Annotated in this window: 19 protein-coding genes and 1 tRNA gene; 10 read left to right on the top strand and 10 right to left on the bottom strand. The window is 62.4% G+C overall.

All coding sequences use genetic code 11. From position 1 onward, the window contains the following. The first annotated feature begins 41 nt into the window (after nt 1-41). A complete protein-coding gene (locus tag C0Z16_RS03355; protein WP_102630802.1) occupies nt 42-2,306 on the top strand; it encodes an ATP-dependent DNA helicase in 2,265 nt (754 codons plus the stop codon). Nucleotides 2,307-2,458: 152 nt separating this feature from the next. On the opposite strand, the gene C0Z16_RS38555 is transcribed toward C0Z16_RS03355, so the two are convergent. Together C0Z16_RS38555 and C0Z16_RS03370 are read right to left on the bottom strand one after the other, a co-directional pair. Then, on the bottom strand, nt 2,459-2,719 hold the full coding sequence (locus tag C0Z16_RS38555; RefSeq protein ID WP_093633513.1) for a hypothetical protein: 261 nt from the start codon (nt 2,717-2,719) through the stop codon (nt 2,459-2,461). 233 nt (nt 2,720-2,952) lie between these two features. Beyond that, the gene (locus C0Z16_RS03370) at nt 2,953-4,203 is read right to left on the bottom strand and encodes a cupin domain-containing protein (protein WP_102630803.1); all 1,251 of its coding nucleotides are present in this window, start codon (nt 4,201-4,203) and stop codon (nt 2,953-2,955) included. 32 nt (nt 4,204-4,235) lie between these two features. Here C0Z16_RS03370 and C0Z16_RS03375 point away from each other — a divergent pair, with 32 nt between their 5' ends. After that, on the top strand, nt 4,236-4,775 hold the full coding sequence (locus tag C0Z16_RS03375) for an FKBP-type peptidyl-prolyl cis-trans isomerase (protein WP_102630804.1): 540 nt from the start codon (nt 4,236-4,238) through the stop codon (nt 4,773-4,775). Here C0Z16_RS03375 and C0Z16_RS03380 read toward each other — a convergent pair. From C0Z16_RS03380 to C0Z16_RS03395, 4 genes are all read right to left on the bottom strand, one after another. Beyond that, nucleotides 4,755-6,131: a hypothetical protein gene (locus tag C0Z16_RS03380; protein ID WP_102630997.1), complete on the bottom strand. Its 1,377-nt coding sequence runs from the start codon at nt 6,129-6,131 to the stop codon at nt 4,755-4,757. The two genes, C0Z16_RS03375 and C0Z16_RS03380, sit on opposite strands and share 21 nt — an antisense overlap. Then, a complete protein-coding gene (mutS, locus tag C0Z16_RS03385; RefSeq protein ID WP_102630805.1) occupies nt 6,118-8,805 on the bottom strand; it encodes a DNA mismatch repair protein MutS in 2,688 nt (895 codons plus the stop codon). Before mutS ends, C0Z16_RS03380 begins: the two co-directional genes overlap by 14 nt. 169 nt (nt 8,806-8,974) lie before the next feature. After that, nucleotides 8,975-10,273: a lysophospholipid transporter LplT gene (lplT, locus tag C0Z16_RS03390; protein WP_102630998.1), complete on the bottom strand. Its 1,299-nt coding sequence runs from the start codon at nt 10,271-10,273 to the stop codon at nt 8,975-8,977. A gap of 384 nt (nt 10,274-10,657) precedes the next feature. Then, nucleotides 10,658-11,461 (bottom strand): inositol monophosphatase family protein, encoded by an 804-nt coding sequence (locus C0Z16_RS03395; protein ID WP_102630806.1) that lies wholly within the window; start codon nt 11,459-11,461, stop codon nt 10,658-10,660. A 423-nt stretch (nt 11,462-11,884) separates the two neighbouring features. Here C0Z16_RS03395 and C0Z16_RS03400 point away from each other — a divergent pair, with 423 nt between their 5' ends. Both C0Z16_RS03400 and cysE read left to right on the top strand, forming a co-directional pair. Then, entirely contained in the window at nt 11,885-12,730 is an 846-nt protein-coding gene (locus tag C0Z16_RS03400; protein WP_102630999.1) for an RNA methyltransferase, read from the top strand. Between the two features lie 187 nt (nt 12,731-12,917). Further along, entirely contained in the window at nt 12,918-13,832 is a 915-nt protein-coding gene (gene cysE / locus C0Z16_RS03405) for a serine O-acetyltransferase (RefSeq protein ID WP_102630807.1), read from the top strand. 46 nt (nt 13,833-13,878) lie between these two features. On the opposite strand, the gene C0Z16_RS03410 is transcribed toward cysE, so the two are convergent. The 4 genes from C0Z16_RS03410 to C0Z16_RS03425 form a co-directional block, all read right to left on the bottom strand. Next, entirely contained in the window at nt 13,879-14,676 is a 798-nt protein-coding gene (locus tag C0Z16_RS03410; RefSeq protein WP_102630808.1) for a UDP-2,3-diacylglucosamine diphosphatase, read from the bottom strand. A 45-nt stretch (nt 14,677-14,721) separates the two neighbouring features. After that, nucleotides 14,722-15,216 carry a peptidylprolyl isomerase gene (locus tag C0Z16_RS03415; RefSeq protein WP_102630809.1) on the bottom strand — a complete coding sequence of 165 codons (495 nt, stop codon included), beginning with the start codon at nt 15,214-15,216 and terminating at the stop codon, nt 14,722-14,724. Nucleotides 15,217-15,378: 162 nt separating this feature from the next. Then, nucleotides 15,379-15,963: a peptidylprolyl isomerase gene (locus C0Z16_RS03420; protein ID WP_102630810.1), complete on the bottom strand. Its 585-nt coding sequence runs from the start codon at nt 15,961-15,963 to the stop codon at nt 15,379-15,381. A gap of 47 nt (nt 15,964-16,010) precedes the next feature. Further along, nucleotides 16,011-16,835 carry a tetratricopeptide repeat protein gene (locus C0Z16_RS03425; protein WP_102630811.1) on the bottom strand — a complete coding sequence of 275 codons (825 nt, stop codon included), beginning with the start codon at nt 16,833-16,835 and terminating at the stop codon, nt 16,011-16,013. 253 nt (nt 16,836-17,088) lie between these two features. On the opposite strand from C0Z16_RS03425, the gene cysS reads away from it, so the two are divergent. The 6 genes from cysS (at nt 17,089) to C0Z16_RS03460 (ending at nt 24,147) form a co-directional block, all read left to right on the top strand. Next, entirely contained in the window at nt 17,089-18,486 is a 1,398-nt protein-coding gene (cysS, locus tag C0Z16_RS03435; RefSeq protein WP_102630813.1) for a cysteine--tRNA ligase, read from the top strand. A gap of 47 nt (nt 18,487-18,533) precedes the next feature. Next, nucleotides 18,534-19,619: an endonuclease III domain-containing protein gene (locus C0Z16_RS03440; RefSeq protein WP_102630814.1), complete on the top strand. Its 1,086-nt coding sequence runs from the start codon at nt 18,534-18,536 to the stop codon at nt 19,617-19,619. Nucleotides 19,620-19,749: 130 nt separating this feature from the next. Further along, nucleotides 19,750-20,721, top strand: coding sequence for an acetyl-CoA carboxylase carboxyltransferase subunit alpha (locus tag C0Z16_RS03445; protein ID WP_102630815.1), 972 nt, complete (start codon nt 19,750-19,752; stop codon nt 20,719-20,721). Nucleotides 20,722-20,780: 59 nt separating this feature from the next. Continuing rightward, on the top strand, nt 20,781-22,238 hold the full coding sequence (tilS, locus tag C0Z16_RS03450; protein ID WP_102630816.1) for a tRNA lysidine(34) synthetase TilS: 1,458 nt from the start codon (nt 20,781-20,783) through the stop codon (nt 22,236-22,238). Nucleotides 22,239-22,611: 373 nt separating this feature from the next. Next, complete coding sequence (locus C0Z16_RS03455) at nt 22,612-23,862, top strand: aspartate kinase (protein ID WP_102630817.1); 1,251 nt, start codon at nt 22,612-22,614, stop codon at nt 23,860-23,862. A 191-nt stretch (nt 23,863-24,053) separates the two neighbouring features. Next, nucleotides 24,054-24,147 (top strand) — tRNA-Ser (locus C0Z16_RS03460). Nucleotides 24,148-25,421: the final 1,274 nt, after the last annotated feature.

Raw genomic sequence — 25,421 nt, forward strand, 5'->3', positions numbered from 1 at the left:
GCGCGCGCCGCGCGAGCCGGATTTTGCAGGAAACGCTTGCCTTGAATTCTCCGCTTGAAACTTCACACCGCGCCACGGCCGCCGACGACGTCTCAGGAACCGGCACGCCCGCGCCGCGTTCTGCCGCGTCCGCGCTGAGCGCGTCGCTCGATCCACGCCGCGCGGCGGAACTGGACGAGATCTTCGCCGACAACGGCTTGCTGGCCAGGCAGATCGACGGCTATCGCTCGCGTGCGTCGCAGGTCGAAATGTCGCGCGCCGTCGCGGCCGCAATGGAAGCATCGGGCCGGGCGCTGCCCGAGCCCGCGATGTTGGAGGCGCAGAAGCGTCCGGCGCGGCGTCTGCAATCTGCCGGCGCCGAGGCAGCGCCCGCAACCGTACAAGGCGACGACACGCCGGGCCTCGATGGTAGCGAAAACACGCTGATCGTCGAGGCGGGCACAGGCACCGGCAAAACCTATGCGTATCTGGTGCCGGCCATGTTGTGGGGCGGCAAGGTGATCGTCTCGACGGGGACCAAGCACCTGCAGGATCAGCTCTTTCAACGCGACATTCCGACCGTGCGCGATGCGCTTGCCGTGCCGGTCTCGGTGGCGATGCTCAAGGGCCGCGCGAACTATCTGTGCCACTACTATCTGCAGCGCACCGCCGATAACGGCCGGTTGCCGTCGCGCCAGGAAACTTCGTATCTGCAGGACATCGTTCGCTTCGCGAAGATCACGCGTACGGGCGACAAGGCCGAACTCGCGAGCGTGCCGGAAACGGCGGCGGTCTGGCCGATGGTCACGTCGACACGCGACAATTGTCTCGGCCAGGAGTGTCCGCATTACAAGGACTGCTTCGTGATGCAGGCGCGCCGCGAGGCGCAGCAGGCCGACATCGTCGTGGTCAATCATCACCTCTTTTTCGCCGACATCATGCTGCGCGATACCGGCATGGCTGAATTGCTGCCCACGGCCAACACGGTCATCTTCGATGAAGCGCATCAACTGCCCGAGACCGCCACGCTGTTTTTCGGCGAGACGCTTTCCACCGCGCAGTTTCTCGAGCTTGCGCGCGATTCGGTCGCCGAGGGCTTGGGCCATGCACGCGACGCGGTCGACTGGGTCAAGCTCGGCTCGACGCTCGAACGTGCCGCGCGTGACGTGCGGCTCGCGTTCAAGGAAGACTCCGTGCGCTTGTCGATCGGTCAGTTGCCGGACGATCATCCGTTGTTCGCTGCGCTCGAAGCGCTGGAGGCCGAACTCGATGCACTGGAGTCGGCGCTCGGGGGGCAGGCTGAACGTGCCGAGTCGATTGGCGTATGTCTGCGCCGCGCGCGCGAGTTGCACGGCGTGCTCGCCGGGTGGACCACGCCGCCTACCGAACGCGAGCGTCAAGCGGCAGATGCCGCTCACAGCGGCCCGGCCGACAGCAAGAGTGAACGTGCCGATCCTGATGAGAAGGTGCGCTGGATCGAGGTTTTCGCGCATACGGTGCAGTTGCACGAAACGCCGCTTTCGGTCGCGCCGATTTTCGCGAAGCAGCGCGCCGGCGTGCCGCGCGCCTGGATATTCACATCGGCCACGTTATCGGTGCGCGGCGACTTCACGCACTACGCGGCCCAAATGGGGTTGAACGCAAAACGTTCGATGACGTTGCCGAGTCCGTTCGACTATCCGTCGCAAGCGCTTCTGTATGTGCCGCGCAATCTGCCGCAGCCGTCGTCGCCGATGTTCACCGACGCCGTGTTCGATGCGGCGTTGCCGGCCATTGAAGCATCGGGAGGAGGGGTGTTCATGTTGTGCACGACGTTGCGCGCCGTGGACCGGATCTCGGCGAAACTGCGCGACGTAATCGAATCGCGCGGCTGGAACTATCCGCTGCTAGTTCAGGGCGACGCAAGCCGCACGGAACTGCTCGATCGCTTTCGCGCTTACGGCAACGCGATTCTGGTTGGCAGTCAGAGCTTCTGGGAAGGTGTCGACGTGCGCGGCGACGCACTGTCGCTCGTGGTCATCGACAAGCTGCCGTTCGCACCGCCTGACGATCCAGTTCTCTCTGCGCGGCTCGATGCGCTGACGAAGAAAGGTCTGAGCCCGTTTGCGGTTCATCAACTGCCGCAGGCTGTCATCACGCTGAAGCAGGGCGCGGGACGGCTGATTCGTGCGGAGACCGATCGCGGCGTTCTGATGATCTGCGACACGCGTCTCGTCGATAAACCTTATGGGCGCCGGATCTGGCAGAGCTTGCCGCCGTTCAAGCGCACTCGTGAGATCGAGGTCGTGCGCGAGTTCTTTGAAGAGAACGGGAAGCCCGCTCAATAGCCGAATTCAATTCTGAGAGTGCCGTCGCAGAAAACGGCGCTTGAATGACAAAACGCCACGGATGCGAATCCGTGGCGTTTTGTTTTCCTGCTCAGGAAATCGCGATGATTTCCCGATGCAGTTTCGCCCGAAGGCGAACCCTATGCGACAGCTTACTGGCTTGCGCCCGAAGCCGGAGCAGCAGCCGAAGCAGCAGCGCCTGCGTCCGAAGCAGCGGTCGTAGCCGAAGCAGCAGCGTCGCTCGCAGCAGCAGCCGCACCCGAAGCAGCAGCAGCCGAATCCGAAGCTGCGGCAGCCGGTGCCGAAGCGGCAGCTGCGTCGCTAGCGGGGGCAGCGGCTTGGTCGTTGCTCTTGTTGCATGCAGCCAGTGCCACAGCTGCCAACAGGGATGCTACGAGGAGGGATTTCTTCATGATCACGTCCTTTTATGGTTAAAGGTAAGCAACAGCGCAAAATAATACCGGTAATGTGCTCCAACACCGACCTGGGCCGCTGGTGGAGACGCTCTTTTGACGAGCAGGAATCTTCCCTACGGCTTGGGCGGAAATTATATGCACTTTCGTACTGACAATCCATAAATCCGGGGTCAATACGTTGTCTTTCTCATACAAAAATTCCAACGTACGTGTATAACAGGCAAGCGGCGCTACACAAGCTCGCCCACCTGTATCCAGCCCGCACGATACCACTCGTGCAGCCGTGCTGTCACCGACGAATCGTGTGAGAGTGTTACAAAGCGTTTCGCACTCAGGCAACGGCGATCGGCGAGATCAAACAACCACTTTTTTGCGCCGTCGAATGACGTTTTCTCTCCATTTACGAAGAAAAAACGGCGGTTGTACAACAGATTGGTTTTGCGGTCCAGCCGAACACCCAACCTCGATGCCTGACTGATAAAACGGGCTTCGTTGAGCGGCCTTTGCGGCGGATCAAAGACGACACTCGGCTTGGGCTCGCTGAGGTACGTGCCAAGGAACGACGCAACGTCCTGCTCATTCCAGCTAATCCCAGCAAGGATTGCGCCAACGCGTTCGACCAACGCTGCGGGCAACTCCGCGGGCCGGTCCACGGCCGGTTGCCGAGGGTCGCGATAGAGCGCCCCCGGCTGGCCGTTCGCTTCGCCGCGTTCGGCCAGGTGGTAAAGGAACTGCGCCGTCAGTTCGCCCGCGGACGGTGCGCGAAAACCGATCGAGCATGTCATGCATTCGCCTTCGGCCACGCCGTCATGCGCGATGTGCGGCGGCAGATACAACATGTCGCCAGGCTCCAACACCCACTCTTGTTCCGCCTCAAAGTTCTGTAAAACTTTCAAGGGCAGGCCGGCTTGCAGCGTCAGATCTTTCTGGGCGCTGATGCGCCAGCGCCGCTTGCCTTTTACTTGCAAAAGAAACACATCGTAGGAATCGAAGTGCGGACCTACACCGCCGCCCTCGGTCGCATAAGAGATCATCAGATCGTCGAGACGCGCATCCGGCACGAAGCGGAAACGGTCGAGCAGGGCGCGCGCGCGATCGTCGTAGAGGTCCACGCCCTGCACGAGCAGGGTCCACGCGCGCTGCTTGACCGACGGCAGTTCGTCGGCCGCGAATGGTCCATGCTCGAGCTGCCATTTGTTGCGGAAATGCGTGATAAGCCGGGCCTCGACTTCATCCCGGTCCGCCAGTTCGAAAAACTCGTCGCGTGCGAGCGGCGACTCGACGTTCGGGATCGCCTGGCGAATCAACAAAGGCTTTTTTTGCCAGTACCGGCGCATGAATTGCGACGGCGTCAGGTTGCCGAGCAGCGGCGTCGGCGTGTCGGGTGAAGGCGGGAGAATCACGGGATCCGGCTTTGTAGCCAGTGGCGAATTGCGTGCCGAAGCTGCTTCGGCCGGGTGGTCAGTGGGCCGCTTGGGCATCGTATAATGTGAGTTGTATTCTGGAGAATCGAATGAAAATCGCAAAGAACACCGTCGTGTCGGTCGCCTACAAGCTGTCGGATGCGCAGGGCAATCTGATTGAAGAGAGCGACGAGCCGATGGTCTATCTGCACGGCGGCTATGATGGCACGTTCCCCAAGATCGAGGAAGAGCTCGACGGCCACGAGGCCGGCTTCGAGACCCAGATCCAGCTCGAGCCGCAAGATGCGTTCGGTGAGTACGATCCGGACCTCGTGAAGATCGAGCCGCGCAATCGCTTTCCGGAACCGCTCGAAGTCGGCATGCAGTTCGAAGGCACGCCGGAAGAAGGGGACGAGGATCTCGATTCGCTCGTCTACGTGGTGACCGACGTCGCGGAAGACAAGGTCGTGCTCGACGGCAACCATCCGCTCGCCGGCATGGCCTTGCGTTTTGCGTTGACGGTGAGAGACGTGCGTCCGGCGACTGAAGACGAAATCCAGCACGAACACGCGCACGGTGCCGACGGCCTCGAAGTCCTCGATGAAGACGACGAAGCCGACGACGACAAGTCAGGGCCCACGCTGCACTGAGCTTGCGGGCACGCCGGGAGCGCTTGAAGCCCCCGGCGCGTGTGGCTGTGAGGGCGGGACCGACTGCGCGGGCGGGATTGAAGTGGCGGGTCCGTATCCGCCGCCGCCCTGGTCGGCTGGAATGCGCGGCAACTGCTCGAGTTGCTGCGAGTCGGGTTGTGGCTGGCCGGGCGTCTGCAACAACGGCGGCAACTCGGACGCTGGCCCGAGCGCTGGCACGGCCGGCATCGACGCGGCCGGCTCCTCGCGTGGCAACGCGGGTTGCGTGGTCGGCATGGGCATCTGCCGCGGCACATCGCGCACACTCACGCGGAACGGCGTTTTTCTGCCGAAGTCCGTTTCTATCTGAATCCACTGGTTAAGACGATCATGCGGCGCGAGCGCGACGCGAGTGAGGTTCGTCACCAGATTTCCCTTGTCATTGCGTAGCGGCTGATCGATCACGAAGCCGGCGCTTGCGCGTTCGTCGTCGGAATGAATCACGAGCACCGGTCCGCGAAAAGTCTGCGCGAGCTTCACGAGGCTGCGCTTGAACTCGAGAAATCCGTCGCGGCGCGGATTGCGTCCAAAGCGTAGCCATGCAAAACGCTCGGGCCGTTCATAGCGCTCGGGATCGGGATCGCCCTGAATGAACACGACGATTGCGCGTGCGTCGCGGCGCTTTGCATATTCGCCCGCGTGTTCGAGCCAGAACGCGTTTGCGATCACGCGGTCTTCGAACTCGCCGTTACGGCCGCCCGCGGTCAGGTAGTGATTGTTCGGACCCGGCGCATTCAGGCCCACGAACACGGTGTCTCCCATCAGCCAGCGCACGTTCTCGCGATACGGACGAAAGCGCGATACTTCGCTCTCGCGCGTCAACGCAATCGGGTTCTGGCCCATCGAGTTCGGGTCGCTAAAGAGCGTCTGGCGTAACTGGTCGAGTCGTTCCACCGGATCGAAACCGCCGGCCTGTGCGGTGGCGCAATCGACCCAGTCGTGCTGCCCCGGAATGAAGATAAGCGCGGGTCGCGAGGTTTCGAGCAATGCATGCCGGCGTTCGTAGAGCGCGTCGTGACAGGTTTCTTTCGGGCCCTTCAGGTTGCCGTCATACACGATGAACGACACGTCGCGCTCCCGGCCGATCGCATCGATCAGCCGTTGCGTGGGCGCTTCGTCGGCGGAACTCTGCATCGTGTTGGCGATGACCGCGAAGCTATAGTTCCGCGCCGCCGCATACGCCGGCGCCGCTGCGATCAGAAACCCAAAGGTCGCGGCGAGCGGCATGAGGCCGCCCGCTAGCATGGAGGCAATGCTCAGCGCCGCACGGAATGTGCGCGGACGCTGCGAGTGACGGCGTGCGTCAATGATTGGCATCCCGCGCGGCGGCCAGCTCATGAAGTTCGTACAGCAGATCGAGTGCTTCGCGTGGGCGCAGGTCGTTAGGATCGATGGCGCGCAGACGCTCGACGAGCGCTTGCATAGCGGGAGATGCCGCAGGCGATTGATTGGCGCTGTCGCGCGCGTCGTCCGCGTCTTCCAGCAGCATCGGCAAGGGTGCCGCGAACAGATCGAGCTGCGGCGCCGGTTGCGCCGCCGATTGCTGTTCGAGATGCGCGAGATGTTTGCGCGCCGCGCGAATCACTGCGTTGGGCACTCCAGCGAGCTGTGCGACCTGCAAACCGTAGCTCTGATTCGCCGGTCCTTCGTTGACTGCGTGCAGGAATACGATGCCGTGTCCATGCTCGACCGCCGACAGATGCACGTTGGCCGCTTGCGGGAACTCGGCCGGCAGTTGTGTGAGCTCGAAGTAATGTGTCGCGAACAGCGTATGGCAACCATTGTGCGCAAGCAGATGCCGCGCGATGGCCCACGCGAGCGCAAGGCCGTCGAACGTGGAGGTGCCGCGACCGATTTCATCCATCAGCACGAGGCTTTGTGGCGTGGCGTCGTTCAGGATTGCAGCGGCTTCCGTCATCTCGACCATGAACGTCGAGCGGCCGCCGGCGAGATCGTCCGCGGCACCGATGCGCGTGAAGATGCGGTCGATCGGGCCGAATGCGGCACGCCGTGCAGGCACGTAGCTGCCCACATACGCCAGCAACGCGATTAGCGCCGTCTGACGCATGAAGGTCGATTTACCGCCCATGTTGGGGCCGGTGATCAGCAGCAGTTTGCGCTCGGGTGTGAGCGTGCAGTCGTTTGCGATGAATTGCTCGACCTGTGCCTCGACAACCGGATGGCGGCCCTGTTCGATTTCGATGCCCGTATTCGGCGAGAAACTCGGCGCGACCCAGTCGAGTGCGCGGGCGCGCTCGGCGAAGGCCGTCAGAAGATCGAGTTCCGCGAGCGCCGACGCGACGCGCTGGCAATCCGGAATGAAAGGCAGCAGCATCTGCAACAACGCGTCGTAGAGCGAGCGCTCGCGGGTCAATGCGCGTTCCTGCGCGGACAACGCCTTGTCTTCGAACGTCTTCAGTTCCGGCGTGATGTAGCGCTCGGCGTTCTTCAACGTCTGACGGCGGCGATAGTCGTCAGGCACTTTGTCGGTCTGGCCGCGCGTGACCTCGATATAAAAGCCGTGCACCTTGTTGTATTCGACGCGCAAGTTGCCGATGCGCGTGCGCGTGCGTTCACGGGTTTCCAGATCGATCAGGAATTGCCCGCAGTTCTCCGAAATATCTCTGAGTTCGTCGAGCTCCGCTTCGTAGCCGCGCGCGATCACGCCGCCGTCACGCACCATGGCGGACGGTTCTTGCGCGATGGCACGCGTGAGCAACTCCACGCAAGCTTGCGGCGGTTCCAGCGACGCGTCGATACGCGCAAGCGCGTCCGCGTTCGACGAAACGGCCGCCAGTTGCGCGCGAAGTTCGGGCAGCGCGATGAAGGTGTCGCGCAAGCTCGACAGATCACGAGGCCGCGCCGACAACAGCGCGAGACGGCCCGTGATCCGTTCGATGTCGGAGATATGCCGCAGCGCGCCGCGCAGCGAGTCGACGCTCGCGCCCGCGGGCGCCTCGAGCAACGCGCCGATAGCCTGTTGACGCGACTGTGCAACCGCCGATTCGCGCGGCGGATGATGCAGCCAGTGACGCAGCAGACGGCTGCCCATGGTCGTGCAGCAGGTGTCGAGCAGCGAGCACAGCGTGGGCGATTCGGTGCCGCGCAGCGTTTCAGTGAGTTCGAGGTTGCGCCGCGTGGCGGGGTCGAGGCCAATATATTCGGATTCGTATTCGACCTTCAGGCTGCGCACGTGCCGCAGTTGCTGGCCTTGTGTGGCCGCCGCATACAGCAGCAACGCGCCGGCCGCGCCGCATGCGCAGGTGAGCGAATGCGCGCCGAAGCCGTCGAGCCCTGCGACTTCCAGTTGATCGCACAGACGCTGCGTACCCGAGGCGATATCGAAATGCCATGCGGGCACGCGCGTGAGCGCGCCGGCATTCGTGGGCGGCGTCCAGCTTGATGAATCGGCAGCCGTGTCGGCCACAAGGATTTCCGCGGGGCGAATCCGTTCGAGCGCTGCCGCGACCTGATCCGGCGCGACTTCTGCGAGCCGCAATGCGCCGCTCGCGAGATTCAGCCATGCGAGCCCCACGCTCGTCGCAACGCCGCGGCGATTGTGCGCGACGCACAACGCGAGCAGAAAAACGTCGCTCTTGTCGGACAGCAGCGCCGCGTCGGTCAGCGTGCCGGGCGTGACCACGCGCACCACCTTGCGCTCCACCGGACCCTTCGATGTGGCCGGGTCGCCGATCTGCTCGCAAATCGCCACGGATTCGCCGAGCTTCACCAGCTTCGCCAGATACTGTTCGACAGCGTGATGCGGCACGCCCGCCATCTTGATCGGATTGCCCGCCGATGCGCCGCGCTGCGTGAGCGTGAGATCGAGCAGACGCGCGGCTTTTTCCGCGTCTTCGAAAAAGAGTTCGTAGAAGTCGCCCATCCGGTAAAACACAAGCGTGTCCGGATGCTCAGCCTTGATGCGAAGGTACTGTTGCATCATTGGCGTGTGTTGTGCGACGTCGCTGGCCGCTGCGGTTTGAATGCCCATCCTCGGTGTCTTTTTGCGTTAGCTGTTCAGGGCGTGAGTTTAACCCGCCGACGCGGCGAGCGGACCCTGGCCGGATGGCCAACGCGCGAAGTCGCGCGTATTGCGCCGCTCGATTCTTGCGCCTGGGGAACCATGCGCGTAACGCTCAAGACGTGCGCTCACGCCGTCGTCACTGTTCCAGAAGCGCGCGCATATCGGCGGTGCGTTCGTTCGCCATGCTGCGCCGTTTCGCGAGCCACATCATGAACGTGATGAAGATGCCGAACACGACAATGATCCACTGCGCAGGCATCTTCGCAGTCAGCAGCAGAGCGTACGCGCCGAGCATCAGAAGCACGGCGAGATTCTGGTTGAAATTTTGCACCGAGATCGAATGGCCGGCGGACAGCAGCGTCGCACCGCGATGCTGGAGAATCGCGTTCATCGGCACGATGAAAAAGCCCGACAGCGCGCCGAGCAGAATCATCAACGGGTAGGCAAGCAGAATGTAGATCGGCGCCACATATGAGCCAATGTGGATGCCCGTGCCCGCGGGAAAGAGGTCCTTGTTGTAGAAGGCCATCGCAATCGCGACCACGCCGGTGACGATGCCCACCGGCAGCACGCGCAGCGAACGGCGCAACGGAATCAGCGCGGCCGCCGCAGCTGCGCCGAATGCAATGCCCAAACCCGTGACGCCTTGCATGACCGCCGCCTTCGACAGCGACAAGCCGAGGTTCACGTTGGCCCACTTCAGCACCAGCAATTGCATCGTCACGGCGCCGCCCCACATCAACGTCGTCACCCACAGCGCGATCTGCGCAAGCTTGTCGCTCCACAGCACGTTGAAGCAATGATAGAAGTCTCCGGCCAGTTTCGTCGGCTCGGAAAGGCGGTTGGGATAGCGCGCGCCAGTATCGGGAATGAAGATGTTGATCGCGGCGGCGATCGCGTACGTGAGCATCACGGCGAACATCGCGAGATCGGCGGACGAGCGGATCAGCGGCAGGTGCGCGTGCGCGACGAATTTATCGGCGAACGTGCTGATGAGCGCGCCGCCCAGCATCGTGCCGACGATCGTCGACAGCACGGTAGCCGATTCAAGCCATGCGTTTGCCTTGACGAGTTTTTCGGCGAGCAGCAGCTCGGTGAGAATGCCGTACTTCGCGGGCGAATAAGCGGCCGCGCCGAAGCCGACCACGCCGTAAGCGATCATCGGATGCACACCGGCGATCATCATCAGGCAGCCGCTTGCCTTCAGCGCGTTCGAGATGAACATCACGTGGCGCTTTTGCATGGCGTCCGCGAACGCGCCGACGAACGGCGCGAGCAGCACGTACGAGACGGTGAAGAAGATCTGCAGCAACGGCGTGACCCACGCGGCTGAGCGGATCACGGATAACAACGCGATGGCGGCGATCAGCAGGGCATTGTCCGCAAGCGACGAAATGAACTGCGCCGCGATGATGGTGTAGAAGCCTTTTTTCATGAAGTGGATGGGAAGCTGCGCGCAGAAGAGGCGCAGATGCTGGCGCGGGCAAGAGCGCACGAGAAGGGCGCCGGCAAGGGCGCAGGCAAGGGCGCAGCGAGGAACGCGAAATGCAGCCGGCGATGAAGCACGCCAGCGCGGCTTCCCGCTTTGTAGCACGAACGCTCGCCGGATGCAGGCGCGCCAACGAAAAAGCGGCCGAAGCCGCTTGTCGTGATTCTATCCGTCGTGATTCCGCTTGCTGCGTTCGTGCTCGGGGTGGTGCAGCGTTTCCCGTTGCACGGCGTAGTGTCGAGCGAACGGGCGCACGTGTTGCCGGGGTTGCGGGGAGTTTCGTCGAGACAGGCCCCGAGCCAGGTCCCGAGCCAGGCCCCGGGTCAGGCCTTAAGCCGCTTGCTGACGCGTGCGGCTGTAGCGCGAGAGGATCGGCACCATTTGCGCGTAAATCTTCGGATTGCCCGCGACAACTTCGCCGACGTGCAGGAAGTCGGAATCACCGGTGTAGTTGCCCACCAGGCCGCCGGCTTCGGTAATCAGCAGGCTGCCTGCGGCGACATCCCACGGATTCAGGCCTTGCTCGAAGAAGCCGTCCATGCGGCCCGCGGCAACGTTCGCCAGATCGAGCGCGGCCGCGCCCGGACGGCGCAAGCCCGCGCACGCTTGCGTCATTTCCGCGAACTGGCGGCCATACGCGTCGAGACCGTCTGTTTCGCGGAACGGGAAGCCGGTGCCGATCAGGCCGTCGGCCAGACGGTCGCGCTTGGCGACGCGAATGCGACGGTCGTTCAGGAATGCGCCACGGCCGCGCGAAGCGGTGAACAGGTCGTTGCGGGTCGGGTCATAAATCACGGCCTGGGTCACGATGCCTTTGTGAGCCAGCGCGATGGACACGCAGTAGTACGGAAAACCGTGAATGAAGTTGGTGGTGCCGTCGAGCGGATCGATGATCCACTGGTACTCGGACTCGTTGTCCGATTTGCCGGACTCTTCGGCGAGGATCGCGTGATCGGGGTAGGCGGTCTTCAGCGTGTCGATAATCGCCGCTTCAGACGCTTTGTCGATCTCCGTGACGAAATCGTTGTGCTGCTTTTTGCTGACCTGAATGAGATCGAGGTCGAGCGACGCGCGGTTGATGATCTGAGCTGCGCGGCGCGCGGCCTTCACAGCAATATTGAGCATGGGATGCATGGACTAAATCCTTGTGCCGGGGCAGCACGGCTGCTTGCCGGTAAATGAGCGCTAGGCGCGCGCTAATTGGCAACCTCTACGAGGCGCGAAAACAGCACGGAACGCTTGCCTGGTACAGGACCGGTGCGCATTCCGCCAACGGAGACGAATTGAATAAGAACGAGGCGCCCGGCTTTGCATGGGCCGTTTGCGCATCTGCAAACAGGTGCTCAGGCCGGGCGCGAATCTCGGTATTTTACCTGAGTCCGCAGCTTGCGACAGCGTTTGGACGGATGCGGCGCGTTCTTGCGCGACTCGGTGCGCGATTCGGTGCGCGATTCGGTGTGTGATTCGGTGTATGAGCCGCGCGCAATTCCATGCGTAATTCCGCGCCCTGGCGCGTTGGCGCTACCATACGCGTTCTTTGGCTTGCAGAACCTTACCGTGGACCACACCCACCATTCTTCCGATCCGGCCGTGGCGGACTTGCGCGGCGGCTTCACATCGACGCGCTTTGTGCTTGTCGAGCCGAGCCACCCCGGCAACGTAGGAGCTGCGGCGCGTGCGCTGAAAACCATGGGTTTTTCGCGGCTCGTGCTGGTCTCGCCGCGTGTGCCGCATGTGCAGAGCGATCCGGAAGCCATCGCGATGGCAAGCGGCGCCGACGACGTGCTCGCCTCCGCGCACGTCGTGCCGACACTTGCCGACGCCTTGAGCGGCGTGCATTGGTCAATCGCGCTCACCGCCCGGCAGCGCGAATATGGACCGCCGCAATGGACGCCGCGTGCGGCCGCCAGTCTCGCGCGCGACGAGGCGTTGCTCGGCGAGATCGCGTTGGTGTTCGGCAACGAGCGCACCGGTTTGTCGAATGAAGACGTTGAGCGGTGCAGCGCACTCGCGCATATTCCGGCCAATCCGGCCTACAGTTCGCTTAATCTCGCCCAGGCGGTGCAGGTGTTGGCGTATGAACTGCGGATGATTTACCTTGTGACCGCTAGCGCGGCGGACTCGGCGTCGGCGGCCGTTCCAACCGCTGCGGCGCCCGGGACGCATGCCGAGCCTGCCGGCGTACGCGCCGCGAGCGATGAGATCGAAAGCATGTTCATGCACCTCCAAAGCGCGCTCGTGGCGCTGGAGTTTCTCGATCCCGCTAACCCGAAGAAGCTGATGTCCCGCTTGCGGCGACTCTTCGCGCGTTCTGGGTTGGAACGCGAGGAAGTCAACATCGTGCGCGGCATCGCCAAGCACATTCTGCTTAAAACAGGACGCAAGGACGGCGACGCGCAATAAGGGCAGGGCCGGCGTCGACTACGGCGACGACCTTTTGCGCTACATGGACTTCCGGCAGGTTTCTGGCAACCGTCCTACAATCCACGAAACGTTCTAAGCAAAGCTGCCGACCTGCTATGCGGCAGCCATGCACGCGTGCATCGTATTTCGCGCATGCGTCTTTCTCCCACACAACATAGTCCCTGCCATGTTCACGAGACTTCGCGAAGACATCGCCACGATCCGCGAGCGCGATCCCGCCGCCCGCAGCGCCTGGGAAGTGCTGACGTGTTATCCAGGCTTGCACGCGCTGGTGCTGCACAGGCTCGCGCACGCGTGCTGGCAAGGGCGGCGCCGCTGGCTCGCACGCTTCGTCTCGCAGATGGCGCGCTTCATGACGGGCATCGAAATTCATCCGGGCGCCACAGTGGGGCGGCGCGTGTTCATCGATCACGGGATGGGCGTGGTGGTCGGCGAGACCGCGCAAATCGGCGATGATTGCACGATCTACCAGGGCGTGACGCTCGGCGGCACGTCGCTCACGCGCGGCGCGAAGCGGCATCCGACGCTCGAGCGCGGCGTGATCGTGGGCGCGGGCGCGAAGGTGCTCGGCGGTTTCACGATCGGCGCGGACGCGAAGATCGGATCGAATGCGGTGGTGACGAAGCCCGTGCCCGCAGGCGGCACCGCGGTGGGTAATCCGGCTCGGGTGATCGTGCCGGCGGCGGCTTCGGTTTCCGCGGCTTCTGTCCCGGCGATGGCCACGGCTGTCGGCGCAAGTGCCAATGGCAGCGCGAGCGCGGCTTGCAACACCGCAGCCAATGAGCGCGCCGCTTCGAATGACGCCGTGCGTGGCGGCAACAAGCGCGTGACCGAGCGCAGCGACTTCTGCGCCTATGGCATCACGCCGAACGCGGACGATCCTGTGTCGCTGGCCATTCACGGGCTGATCGATCACGCGGCCACGCAAGCCAAACGCATCGATGAAATCGTCGTTGCGCTCGAGCGCCTCGGCACGAGTCTCGAAGGACTGCAAGGCGCCGACGCAGCGTTGCTCGATCTGCGGCGGTTGTCCGCGGCGATTGCAGGCAAGGTGGATGGGACGGTGACGGAAGAGCGTTGAAGGTTGGTAGCGGTGCCGCGCGTGCGGCACACAACCGCGCACAAGTTCAATCGACGGGCAGCGCCCTGATCCCGTCCGAATCGATACGCAGATACCCCCCACGGCGTTCGCCGTGATCCAGATCCCAATCCGGCAGCACCCACCGTATCCCGCCTGGCTCGCGATGGCGCGCCGGCCGGTGCGTGTGGCCATGAATCATAGTCGCGGCTTTCGATGATTTGAACAGCGCCGCGACGGCCTTCGGCGTCACGTCGTATTTCGGCGAAATTGGCCGCGAACGGCCTTGCTCGCTTTTGGCCCGCATGTTTTCCGCGAGCGCCTGGCGCCATGAAAATGGCGACGCGAGAAACAGCATCTGCGCAAGATGGTTGCGCGCGAAACCCCGGAAAATTTGATAACCGCGATCCGCGGTGCACAAGCCATCGCCATGCGCGAGCGCGATGCGCGTGCCGAATGCGGTGATCACGAACGGATCGGGCAGCCAGATCGCGCCGGCCGCTTTCATGAAGCGCTTGCCGAGCAGAAAGTCGCGGTTGCCGTGCATGATGTAGAGCGCGATGCCGCGCTCGGTCAGCGTGTGTAACAGCGCGGCCATACGTGCGACGAACGGCTCCGCGAGCATGTCGTCGCCGATCCAGTACTCGAACAGATCGCCGAGAATGAAAACGGAATCCGCCTGGTCTGCGGTGACGCGTATGAAATGTTCGAACGCGGCGACCGTTCGCGGGATCGCCTCGCTCAAATGAATATCGGAGAGGAAAAAAAACGGGCGTGCGGCGTGCGGGCGTTTGCCCTCGCCAGGCACGCCCGCGGCGACGCTTCGCAGCGGCGTTTCTTGCAGCATTGAAGGTGCCTGAGTGTCAGTTTTCTAGTTCGAACGCGCTCGCATTCAGTCGACGACCACGGCCTTTTCGATCACGACATCGTCCACCGGTACGTCCTGATGGAAGCCCTTCGAACCCGTCTTGACCTTCTTGATCTTCTCGACGATGTCCATGCCTTCGACCACCTTGCCGAACACCGCGTAACCCCAGCCTTGCGGCGTGGGCGATGAGTGGTTCAGGAACTCGTTGTCGTTCACGTTGATGAAGAATTGCGCGGTAGCTGAGTGCGGGTCGTTCGTGCGAGCCATCGCGACCGAGCCGTTCACGTTCTTCAGACCGTTGTTCGCTTCGTTGTTGATCGGCTCGGCCGTCGGCTTCTGCTTCATGCCGGGTTCGAAGCCGCCGCCCTGGATCATGAAGCCGTCGATCACGCGGTGGAACACCGTGTTGTCGTAGTGGCCGGCCTTCACGTAGTTGAGGAAGTTTTCAACCGACTTCGGCGCCTTCTCGGCGTTCAGTTCGAGTTTGATGACGCCGTGGTTCGTATGCAGTTCAACCATGATGGAATCCTTTGATGAACGGGGTGGGTGGAAGGCGTGGCGAGCTGTCGTGCGCAGTGTGCATTGACGTGCGTTCGACGGCGGGCCGCGCCGGGGCGTGGATTTGACGCTTCTGCGCGAGCGTTCTCGCGGGTTCTTCGCGGGTGTCCTCGCGCTGTCCTGTTACTTGTTGCCGACGACCGTGGCCGATTCGATCACGACCGGCTTTTGCGGCACATCGCTCATCGGGCCGCGCGTGGTGGTCGGCGTGCCTTCGATCTTCTTAACGACGTCCATGCCGCTCGTGACCTTGCCGAACACCGCGTAGCCATTGCCGTCCGGATTCGGATAGTCGAGACCGGCGTTGTCTACCGTGTTGATGAAGAACTGCGCGGTGGCCGAATTCGGATCACTGGTGCGCGCCATTGCGAGTGTGCCTACCGTGTTCTTCAGACCGTTACGGCTTTCGAGCGGAATCGCCGCGCGCGTGGGCTTCTCGGCGAAGCTCTGCGTATAGCCGCCGCCCTGGATCATGAAGCCGCGAATCACGCGATGAAAAATCGTGCCGCTGTACTGGCCGGACTTCACATAGTCGAGAAAGTTCGCCACTGTCTTCGGCGCTTTCTCAGGATACAACTCGACGCGAATATCGCCTTCCGACGTCTTGAGGAGGACGGACGGATGCGCGGCTTGCGAACCGGACTGGGCAAACGCGGGTGCGTTTGCGATCAGGGCGGCGCTGCCGAGCGCCAACATCAACCATTTCATGAAGATCCTCAGGGTTGGATAAAACGTGTGACAGAAAACGTAGCGGCTTATTGCGAGGGCGCCATGTAAGGCGGCATGGCGAGCGAGCCGTTCGCGCCGCCGTACTGGAAGCTCGGCGTTTGCGTCATGTTCGCGGTGGCGCGGGCCGTGTAGTTCTCCTGCGCGGCGGCGGCTTTTTTCGCCGATGTACCCGCCTTCGGCGGCGACACGATCTTCTGGATGTCGGCGATGCGCTGCGTGGTGGTGGCGCTCGCCTTACCGAGGCTTTGCGCGCGACGATACGCTTCGTTAGCCATGCGCAGATAGAGGTCGCCGAGATTCTCGTACGCGAGACCGTAGCCCGGATTGACCTTGGTCGCCGTTTCGAGCGCCGCGCGTGCTTCGACGTAGCGGCCGTGCTTCGCATAAAGCGCGGCCAGGTTGTTATACGGCTCGGGCAACTCGGGGTACAACTGCGTGAGTTCGGTGAACGCGGTGATCGCTTCGTCGTCGCGATTCAGATGCGCGAGCACGGTGGCGCGCTTGAACTTCGCCTGCGCATCGCGCGGATTGGAGGCGATACGCGCGTCGAGTTGCGTTAATGATGCTTGCCAGTCTTTTTGCGCAATCGACGCGTCGATCTCAGGCGTGTTATCGCGCACGGCGGGGCCTTGCGGCATGGTCGGCGTTTTCTGTGCGAAGGCGGCGGCGCCCGGCAGAATGCCCAGGGCGACAGCCACGGTGACACGCAATGTAACGGCGCGCGCGAACGCACGTGCGATGTCACGGCGGGCGCCGCGTGTATGGCAGCCTGCATGGCCGCGCATGGGGCCGCTGAAGGCCGTCGCGGCGAGGGTCGCAGCGCTGTGCGCGCGGCCGCTGGAAGGTTTCATAGGCTCGGGTCTGGATGTTATACTCCGAGCCATTCTAACAAAAGGTCTGCGCGTTCCGTCGAACCGCCGGCTGTCTTTTCGCCACTCGTGGTCGTCTCCGCCTTGATAGCAGTCTGACCGCCGCACCAGGTGCACCGGTTTGCTGCTGTGCGTGTTGCAACAGTCGAGCAACAGTTGGCCCCCGCCGTCTTCTTCGCGGGGCTGCGCGCACGAAACACATTGCGGATTTCTTTCGGCCCACGCACCGCTCTCTATGGAATCACTGCGCATCTACAACACGCTCGCGCGTGACAAGCAAACTTTCGTGCCGCTGCAGGCAGGCGTCGTGCGGATGTACGTCTGCGGGATGACCGTGTACGACTATTGTCACGTCGGTCATGCGCGTGTGATGGTGGTGTTCGACATCGTGCAGCGGTGGCTGCGCACGCTCGGCTACCAGGTGACGTACGTGCGCAATATCACCGACATCGACGACAAGATCATCCGCCGCGCCGTCGAGAACGGTGAGACGATCAAGTCGCTGACCGATCGCTTCATCAATGCATTGCATGAAGACGCGGACGCGCTCGGCATCGAGCGGCCCGACATCGAGCCGCGCGCCACCGACTTCATTGCGCCGATGCTCGGCATGATCGAGAAGCTCGAAGCAAACGGCTACGCGTATCAGGCGAGCGACGGCGACGTAAATTACGCGGTGCGCAAGTTCGCGGGCTACGGCAAGCTCTCGGGCAAGTCGCTGGAAGATCTGCGCGCGGGCGAGCGCGTCGCCGCGAACGACGCGAAAGAAGATCCGCTCGACTTCGTACTATGGAAGCAGGCGAAGCCCGACGAACCCTCCGACACCGGTTGGGATTCGAAGTACGGGCGCGGCCGTCCCGGCTGGCATATCGAATGCTCGGCTATGGGCTGCACGTTGCTTGGCGAACGTTTCGACATTCATGGCGGCGGGCAGGACTTGCAGTTCCCGCACCACGAAAACGAAATCGCGCAAAGTGAAGCTGCTACCGGTCAAACCTTCGTGAATTATTGGATGCACAACGGCTATGTCCAGATCGACAATGAGAAGATGTCGAAGTCGTTGAATAATTTCTTTACGATTCGCGAAGTATTGGCGCAGTACGATGCCGAGGTCGTGCGTTTTTTCATCGCACGCGCGCATTACCGCTCGCCGTTGAATTACAGCGACGTGCATATCGACGACGCGCGCAACGCTCTCAGCCGCTTGTACACCGCGCTGAAGGACGTCACGCCGGACGGCGCCGCGCTCGACTGGAACGAAGCGCATGCGCAGCGTTTCCAGGCAGCCATGAACGACGACTTCAACACGCCGGTTGCAGTGTCGGTGTTGTTCGAGTTGGCAACTGAAGTGAACCGCACGCGCGACTCCGTGCTGGCCCGTCAACTGCGTTCGCTCGGCGCGGTGCTCGGGTTGCTCGGCCGTGAGCCGCGTGCATACCTGCAGCAGGCAGCGGGCGCAGCGGTAGAAGGCGCGCTCGAGCCCGCCGCGATCGAAGCGAAGATCGCTGAGCGCGTGGCCGCCAAGCAGGCGAAGGACTATGCGGCAGCAGACCGGATCCGGGCCGAATTGCTCGAGGCCGGCGTTGCACTTGAAGACAAACCCGGCGGGTTGACTGAGTGGCGGCGCGTGTGAGCGCACCTCGCAGTTCCCTCTGAACGACTCGCCAGGCAGGAGGCAGGATGGCAACGGCCACGAAGACGCCGGCTAAACGAGCCACGTCTCAAACAAACGCGGCAGCCGCGGCAAAGTCGACCCGAACGTCGGCTCGCACGGCAAGCGGAGCGGTAAAGAAAGCATCGTCGAAAGGCGCCGGGGCGGAGGCAAAAATCGCAGCGGGCGCTTCGAAAAAGACGGCGGTCAAGCGTGCGCTCAACGGCGCTTCCGCGCACGCGCCGGTTGTAAAGCGCACCGTCGGTTCGCGCACCACGACGTCGCGCGCAAAGAGCAACAGCAGAAGCGGCAACGGCGCGTTGCCGGCCGAACTCGCGGACGACGTGCAGGAACTCGCGCGCGTCCCGAAGGCTCAAGAAGGGAGTGAAGGCGAGATCGTGCGTAAGACGCGGGCGTCGTCCACGACGGGCGGCGAAGCGGCGGGCACGAGCGAAGTCGCCGTGCCGGTGCAGATCGGCGGCCTCACGCCTGAGGTCACGCGTCCGGACTATTGGGACAAGGCGTGTGCCGACCTCGTCAAGCGCGATCGTATTCTGAAGAAGCTGATCCCGAAGTTCGGTCCGGTGCATCTGTTAAGCCGCGGCGATCCGTTCGTCACGCTTGCGCGTTCGGTGGTCGGTCAACAGATTTCCGTTGCGTCTGCGCAGGCCGTGTGGGCGAAAGTCGCAGCCGCATGTCCGAAGCTCGTGCCGCACCAGTTCATCAAGCTCGGCCAGGAAAAGCTGACTGCTTGCGGCTTGTCCAGGCGCAAGGCGGAGTATGTGCTCGATCTCGCGCAGCATTTCGTGTCGGGCGCGTTGCACGTCGGCAAGTGGCGGTCGATGGAAGACGAGGCGGTGATCGCGGAGCTTACGCAGATTCGCGGCATCGGGCGCTGGACCGCGGAGATGTTCCTGATCTTCAACCTCTCGCGTCCCGATGTCCTGCCGCTCGACGACCTCGGTCTGATCCGCGCAATCAGCGTCAATTACTTTAGCGGCGAGCCGGTCACGCGCAGTGAAGCGCGCGAGGTCGCGGCGAACTGGGAGCCGTGGCGCACGGTCGCCACCTGGTATATGTGGCGTAGTCTCGACCCGCTGCCGGTCGACTACTGAACAACGACAAGCAGAAGCAACGCCGCTTTGGAACCTATCAATTGTTAGACTTCGATAGTTGCGAAGTGGTTTTGACATCGGCGAGCGCGGTTAGAATACGCGCTGCCGGTAAGTCCAAGGATTAAAACCAATGAAGACCACCTTTCTGGATTTCGAACAGCCGATCGCTGAACTCGAAGCGAAGATCGAAGAATTGCGCTTCGTGCAGGACGATTCGGCCGTCGATATTTCGGAAGAGATCGAGCGGCTGTCCAAGAAAAGCCAGCAGCTCACCAAAGATCTGTATGCGAATCTCACGCCGTGGCAGGTTTCGCAAATCGCCCGTCATCCGCAGCGTCCGTACACGTTCGATTACGTGAATGAGCTTTTCACCGATTTCCACGAACTGCACGGCGACCGCAACTATGCGGACGACCTGTCGATCGTCGGCGGCCTCGCACGTTTCAATGGCCAGGCCTGCATGGTGATCGGCCATCAGAAGGGCCGCGATACGAAGGAGCGCGCGCTGCGCAACTTCGGCATGCCGCGTCCGGAAGGCTATCGCAAGGCGGAGCGGTTCATGCGTCTCGCCGAGAAATTCAGCCTGCCGATTTTCACGTTTATCGACACGCCGGGCGCCTATCCTGGTATCGGCGCGGAAGAGCGTGGACAGTCAGAGGCAATCGGCCGCAATCTGTACGTGATGGCCGAGCTGAAAACGCCGCTGATCGCAACGATCATCGGCGAAGGCGGTTCGGGCGGCGCGCTCGCCATCGCGGTCGGCGACAGCGTGCTGATGCTGCAATTCTCGACCTATTCGGTGATTTCGCCGGAAGGCTGCGCGTCGATTCTGTGGAAGAGCGCTGCGAAAGCGCCGGAAGCAGCGGAAGCGCTGGGCCTCACCGCGCATCGCCTGAAAGCGCTGGGCCTGATCGACAAGATCGTCAATGAGCCGCTCGGCGGTGCGCATCGCGATCCGAAGGGCATGGCCGCCATGCTGCGCCGTGCGCTCGCCGATTCGCTGCGCCAGTTCCAGGGCATGAGCATCAACGACCTGCGTCAACGCCGCTTCGAACGGTTGATGTCGTACGGCAAGTTCAAGGAAACGACGCCGGGTGCCTGAACCCGCGCGCGTTCTCCTCCGTCCATTGACGCTTGACGCGTTAATACCGCGCTAACGACGTGACTCCCACCGCCGAATCGCCCGCCGACCGCCTCGTTCGCGAGGCGGTCGGCGTTGCGCTTGCCGCGCTGCCCGCGAACGCGCGGATTGCGATTGCATTTAGCGGCGGCGTCGATTCGAGCGTGCTGCTGGATGCGGCCGTGCGTGTGGCCGGCCCGTCACATTGCCTCGCGCTTCACGTGCATCACGGACTGAGCGCGAACGCCGATGCGTGGCTCGCGCATTGCGAGGCGTTTGCACGGGAACGTGGCGTCGAATTCGCGGCGCGGCACGTGGACGTGCCGCGCGACGTGGGTGTGAGCGTCGAGGCTGCGGCGCGCGACGCGCGTTATCGCGCGTTGGACGCGCTCTGCGCGGAGCACGGCGTGAGTTCTCTATGGCTCGCACAACACGCTGACGATCAAGCGGAAACCGTGCTGCTCCAACTGCTGCGCGGAGCAGGCCTCGCAGGTCTTGCGGCGATGGCGCCGGAATTTTCACCCCCGGGTGCAGCGGCGGCGCGCGTGCGGCCTTTGCTTCATCTGCTGCGCGCGCAACTCGAGCAGTATGCGAGCGCACGCAATCTGCGCTGGATCGACGATGAATCGAACGCTGATACGCGATACGCACGCAACGCACTGCGCCACGAAGTCACGCCGGCGTTAGCGGTTCACTTTCCTGGTTTCCGCGATGCGCTCGCGCGCACGGCGTCGCATGCGGCATCGGCACAGCGCTTGTTGGACGAGCTCGCGCGCATCGACCTCGAAACGGTTTCACGCGACGAAGGGCGCGCGCTATCGCACGACGCGCTCATCGCGCTCGACGACGACCGCGCGCTCAACCTGCTGCGCTACTGGATGCGTTTGCAAGGGTTCATCGCAGCATCGAGCGCGCGTCTTGGCGATGCGCTGCGTCAACTGCGCGAAGTGGCGCAATTTGGCTCGAACGGCGACGGGCACCGTCTGCGTATCGACCATGCGGGGCATGCGTTGCGCAGCTATCGCGGGCTGGTCTATTGGGAAGCGGGAGACAGCAGCGATCCCGCTGACGAAACCGCGCTTTCGGCACGCGAGACCAGCGAACTCGCGTGGCAAGGGGAGGCGACGTGGCGCTTGCCGCAATGGCGCGGCACCTTCGTGTTCGCAGCCGTGGACCCGGCTGCTTCCGATGCTGCACGCAGTCCCGACGCGATTCCCGTCAGCGTGCTTCAGCGCGCGTTGCTGAGCGCACGTTCACGCCGCGGCGGCGAACGCATGCGCATGAGCGACGCCCCCGGCGCGTCCAGTCGGACGCTGAAGAACCTGTTCCAGGAGCGCGGCGTTCCCGCGTGGAAGCGCGACGTGCCGCTGCTTTATATCGGCGACGAACTGCTATTCGTCCCGTTGCTGGGCGTGAACCGCGCGGCGTTGCCGGCGCACGTGCCGCTGACCGAAGCGCGCGTCCGGATCATCTGGCGCGAAGATTTGCTGATCGCCTGACCGGCCGGTCGGACACCCGGCGATCCAGCCGGTGAACCGCGGAATAGGACGTGAATACGCACCCGGCAAGGCTTTGCAGACGGCGCGCCGCGCCTGTCCACGGCCCGTGCGGCTTGTCTTTTTGCGCTCGATCGGGTACGTTAACTTGTTTGCCCGGCCCCCTTTTGCCCTCGCTTTTGTCGGTTTTCCGATCGTGATCCGAATTTCCCGGTAAGCCATTAGCGATCAATCACGGGCAAATCCGCGCGTGCTGCACGCGCGCTGCACCCACGCCGCTACACACTTTGCCGCCGTTCACAAGACGTTGCGCCCCTGTGCTTTTGTGCGGACGTCGCCAGCGCCAGCGCGGTTTCTCCTTCAGTTCAGAACGACAATGGCACTCATCGTACATAAATACGGCGGCACTTCGATGGGCTCCGTCGAGCGCATCAAGAACGTCGCCAAGCGCGTCGCGAAATGGCATAAGGCCGGCCACAAGATGGTCGTGGTGCCGTCGGCAATGTCCGGCGAAACCAACCGCTTGCTAGGCCTCGCAAAAGAGATCACGACCCAGCCGAGCCCGCGCGAACTCGACATGATCGCCGCGACCGGCGAGCAGGTCAGCTCGGGTCTGCTCGCCATCGCGCTGCAGGAAGCCGGCGTCGACTCGGTCAGCTATGCCGGCTGGCAAGTGCCGGTCAAAACGGACAGCGCGTTCACGAAAGCGCGCATCAGCGAAATCGACGGCGAGCGCGTGCTGCGCGATCTCGACGCGGGCAAAGTGGTGGTGATCACGGGCTTCCAGGGCATCGATCCCAACGGCAACATCACCACACTCGGCCGCGGCGGGTCGGATACGTCGGCGGTCGCGGTCGCGGCTGCGTTGAAGGCCGACGAGTGTCTGATCTATACGGACGTCGACGGTGTGTATACGACTGACCCGCGCGTGGTGGAAGAGGCGCGCCGGCTCGATCGCGTGACGTTCGAAGAAATGCTGGAAATGGCAAGCCTGGGTTCGAAGGTGCTGCAGATCCGCTCGGTGGAATTCGCCGGCAAATATCAGGTGAAGACGCGCGTGCTGTCGAGCCTGACCGATCCGCTCATCCCGCTCGACGCTGAAATGAAGTCGGGCACCCTGATTACTTTTGAAGAAGACGAGACCATGGAAAAAGCAGTCATCTCGGGTATCGCGTTTCAGCGCGATGAAGCTCGTATCGCCGTGATGGGTGTGCCCGACAAGCCGGGCATCGCGTATCAGATTCTCGGCCCGGTGGCGGAAGCGAATATCGACGTCGACATGATCATCCAGAACCAGAGCGTCGAAGGCAAAACGGCTTTCACGTTCACGGTCGGCCGTGGCGATTATCAGCGCGCCATGGAGATTCTGACGAACCAGGTGAAGGCTCACGTGCAGGCCGAACAGGTGCTGGGCGATCCGAAGGTGTCGAAAGTGTCGGTGGTGGGCGTGGGCATGCGTTCGCACGTGGGCATTGCGAGCACGATGTTCCGCACGCTGTCGGAAGAGGGCATCAACATCCAGATGATCTCGACCTCCGAAATCAAGATTTCCGTGCTGATCGACGAGAAATATATGGAGCTCGCGGTGCGCGCGCTGCACAAGGCTTTTGAGCTGGATCAGGCGTAAATTGATTCGAACAGCGGGGCGTACAGGAGCGTTCGGTTTGTTCATATTTGTCCGCGTGGCCGAGGTGAAAAGATTTCACCGCCGATGACAAAGATTGGCACAAAAAGTGTTCGTCAGACATTGACCTTGGCGGTTCGGCCCGCTATTATCTTGGCTTCGTCGCGCTGACTCCCTGCGCGAGCGAAAGTTTGGGAGACGTGGCCGAGAGGTCGAAGGCACTCCCCTGCTAAGGGAGCATCTGGGCCAAAACCTGGATCGAGGGTTCGAATCCCTCCGTCTCCGCCAATCTGGTCTGTAAGTGCTTGATTTTAAGGTGCTTCCTAAGGCGGAACACGCAGTACCCACGTTTGTACCCATGCGGGGCAATGTGGCGCAGTAAAGAAAAAAGGCCCTGTCCGTTTCGGTGGACAGGGCCTTTTTCTTTGCGCGTCGAATATGGGCGCACTCTTGTGAAAGCCCCACCGCGAGGTGACCACGGCGAGCGAAGCGCAACTGCGTGAGGGTGGCTGGCTGTAGGGAGGAAGCGTCGGGTGGAACTGCGAACTGATGAACAAGAAGCGGATCGAAAGCGTCGTCGACTAGGGCGAGCGCACAAAGCATCGCAAAGCTCTCGAGATCATGAGTCGTGGACGTAGATTTCGGCGGTTGCGCAGTGAAGGAGGCCGTTTAATCCTCTGGGACTTATATCTGCTGATCGGTCCGGAGGGACGCGTTTTCTCAAGCCACAAGGCCGGTCTGTCCATGTTGGACGGTACTGTTGACGCAGCGCTGCGGACCCGCGGGTCTTTGGGCAAGAAATGATGGCTCACGGTTCTCGCTCCACTGGTCGTACACTCATTCTAAAGCGCGTTGAGTCTGACAAGGAAATCGTTGAGCGACATCTCGGTCACGTCAGCGACGAGGAGCTCCGGGACGCATGCGATCGGACTCAATTCATCGAGCAACGACAACGGATGAGTCAAGGCCGGGCCGACTATCCCCTCGCCTTGCGGGTAGCAAGGACAAACATGACGATATGTCGTTGGCCATGCGCGCTAGGGAAAGCACATTGCCGGCGGGCGGCGCGATGATTGGCGACGAGTTGCCACCAAGGCATGCCCCTATCGAGTTGGTTGCTGATATACCGAGTACCTAGGCACGCGTTTCATTGCATGTCAGTGTCGGGTAATCATTTCTGTGTTGCCATGTTTTGAGTTTGAGAATTAATGTGGATTACTGATTAATTTGCGCCGCTTAAGCTTTGAGTGTCCAGGAGAGGACTCGCATTTGTCTTGTAGTGCATTGATTGTTAACGATTATTTTTCAAAGTCGCCGTTAAAACTTACTTCTTTACGTACTCATTTGCGGCTCGCTTGAAATTGTGACGCTTTTTGCGCAAACGCAACGCCGGGTCGACGATACAGTGATGGATGTTTCAGGTTACGGTTCTCCTGCGCCCACACGTGTCGCAGGGAAGTCAGGGGATGTTCAGATTTTTTATGCGTTCATAAAGGGTGAACCAGCTTATCAGCGACGCAACCCGGCGCAGCCGCGTTCCATTGAATGTTATCGGCTTTCGT

It is taken from the genome of Paraburkholderia rhynchosiae, assembly GCF_002879865.1.
Taxonomy (GTDB): domain Bacteria; phylum Pseudomonadota; class Gammaproteobacteria; order Burkholderiales; family Burkholderiaceae; genus Paraburkholderia; species Paraburkholderia rhynchosiae.

What these genes read in the sequence shown, in the direction of transcription:
- C0Z16_RS03410 (WP_102630808.1), bottom strand. Translation starts at nt 14,676, where the DNA reads ATGCTGCAAGAAACGCCGCTGCGAAGCGTCGCCGCGGGCGTGCCTGGC.
- C0Z16_RS03420 (WP_102630810.1), bottom strand. Translation starts at nt 15,963, where the DNA reads ATGAAATGGTTGATGTTGGCGCTCGGCAGCGCCGCCCTGATCGCAAAC.
- C0Z16_RS03425 (WP_102630811.1), bottom strand. Translation starts at nt 16,835, where the DNA reads ATGAAACCTTCCAGCGGCCGCGCGCACAGCGCTGCGACCCTCGCCGCG.
- lplT (WP_102630998.1), bottom strand. Translation starts at nt 10,273, where the DNA reads ATGAAAAAAGGCTTCTACACCATCATCGCGGCGCAGTTCATTTCGTCG.
- C0Z16_RS03440 (WP_102630814.1), top strand. Translation starts at nt 18,534, where the DNA reads ATGGCAACGGCCACGAAGACGCCGGCTAAACGAGCCACGTCTCAAACA.
- C0Z16_RS03370 (WP_102630803.1), bottom strand. Translation starts at nt 4,203, where the DNA reads ATGCCCAAGCGGCCCACTGACCACCCGGCCGAAGCAGCTTCGGCACGC.
- C0Z16_RS03445 (WP_102630815.1), top strand. Translation starts at nt 19,750, where the DNA reads ATGAAGACCACCTTTCTGGATTTCGAACAGCCGATCGCTGAACTCGAA.
- C0Z16_RS03415 (WP_102630809.1), bottom strand. Translation starts at nt 15,216, where the DNA reads ATGGTTGAACTGCATACGAACCACGGCGTCATCAAACTCGAACTGAAC.
- C0Z16_RS03395 (WP_102630806.1), bottom strand. Translation starts at nt 11,461, where the DNA reads ATGCATCCCATGCTCAATATTGCTGTGAAGGCCGCGCGCCGCGCAGCT.
- C0Z16_RS38555 (WP_093633513.1), bottom strand. Translation starts at nt 2,719, where the DNA reads ATGAAGAAATCCCTCCTCGTAGCATCCCTGTTGGCAGCTGTGGCACTG.
- C0Z16_RS03375 (WP_102630804.1), top strand. Translation starts at nt 4,236, where the DNA reads ATGAAAATCGCAAAGAACACCGTCGTGTCGGTCGCCTACAAGCTGTCG.
- cysE (WP_102630807.1), top strand. Translation starts at nt 12,918, where the DNA reads ATGTTCACGAGACTTCGCGAAGACATCGCCACGATCCGCGAGCGCGAT.
- C0Z16_RS03380 (WP_102630997.1), bottom strand. Translation starts at nt 6,131, where the DNA reads ATGCCAATCATTGACGCACGCCGTCACTCGCAGCGTCCGCGCACATTC.
- C0Z16_RS03455 (WP_102630817.1), top strand. Translation starts at nt 22,612, where the DNA reads ATGGCACTCATCGTACATAAATACGGCGGCACTTCGATGGGCTCCGTC.
- mutS (WP_102630805.1), bottom strand. Translation starts at nt 8,805, where the DNA reads ATGGGCATTCAAACCGCAGCGGCCAGCGACGTCGCACAACACACGCCA.
- cysS (WP_102630813.1), top strand. Translation starts at nt 17,089, where the DNA reads ATGGAATCACTGCGCATCTACAACACGCTCGCGCGTGACAAGCAAACT.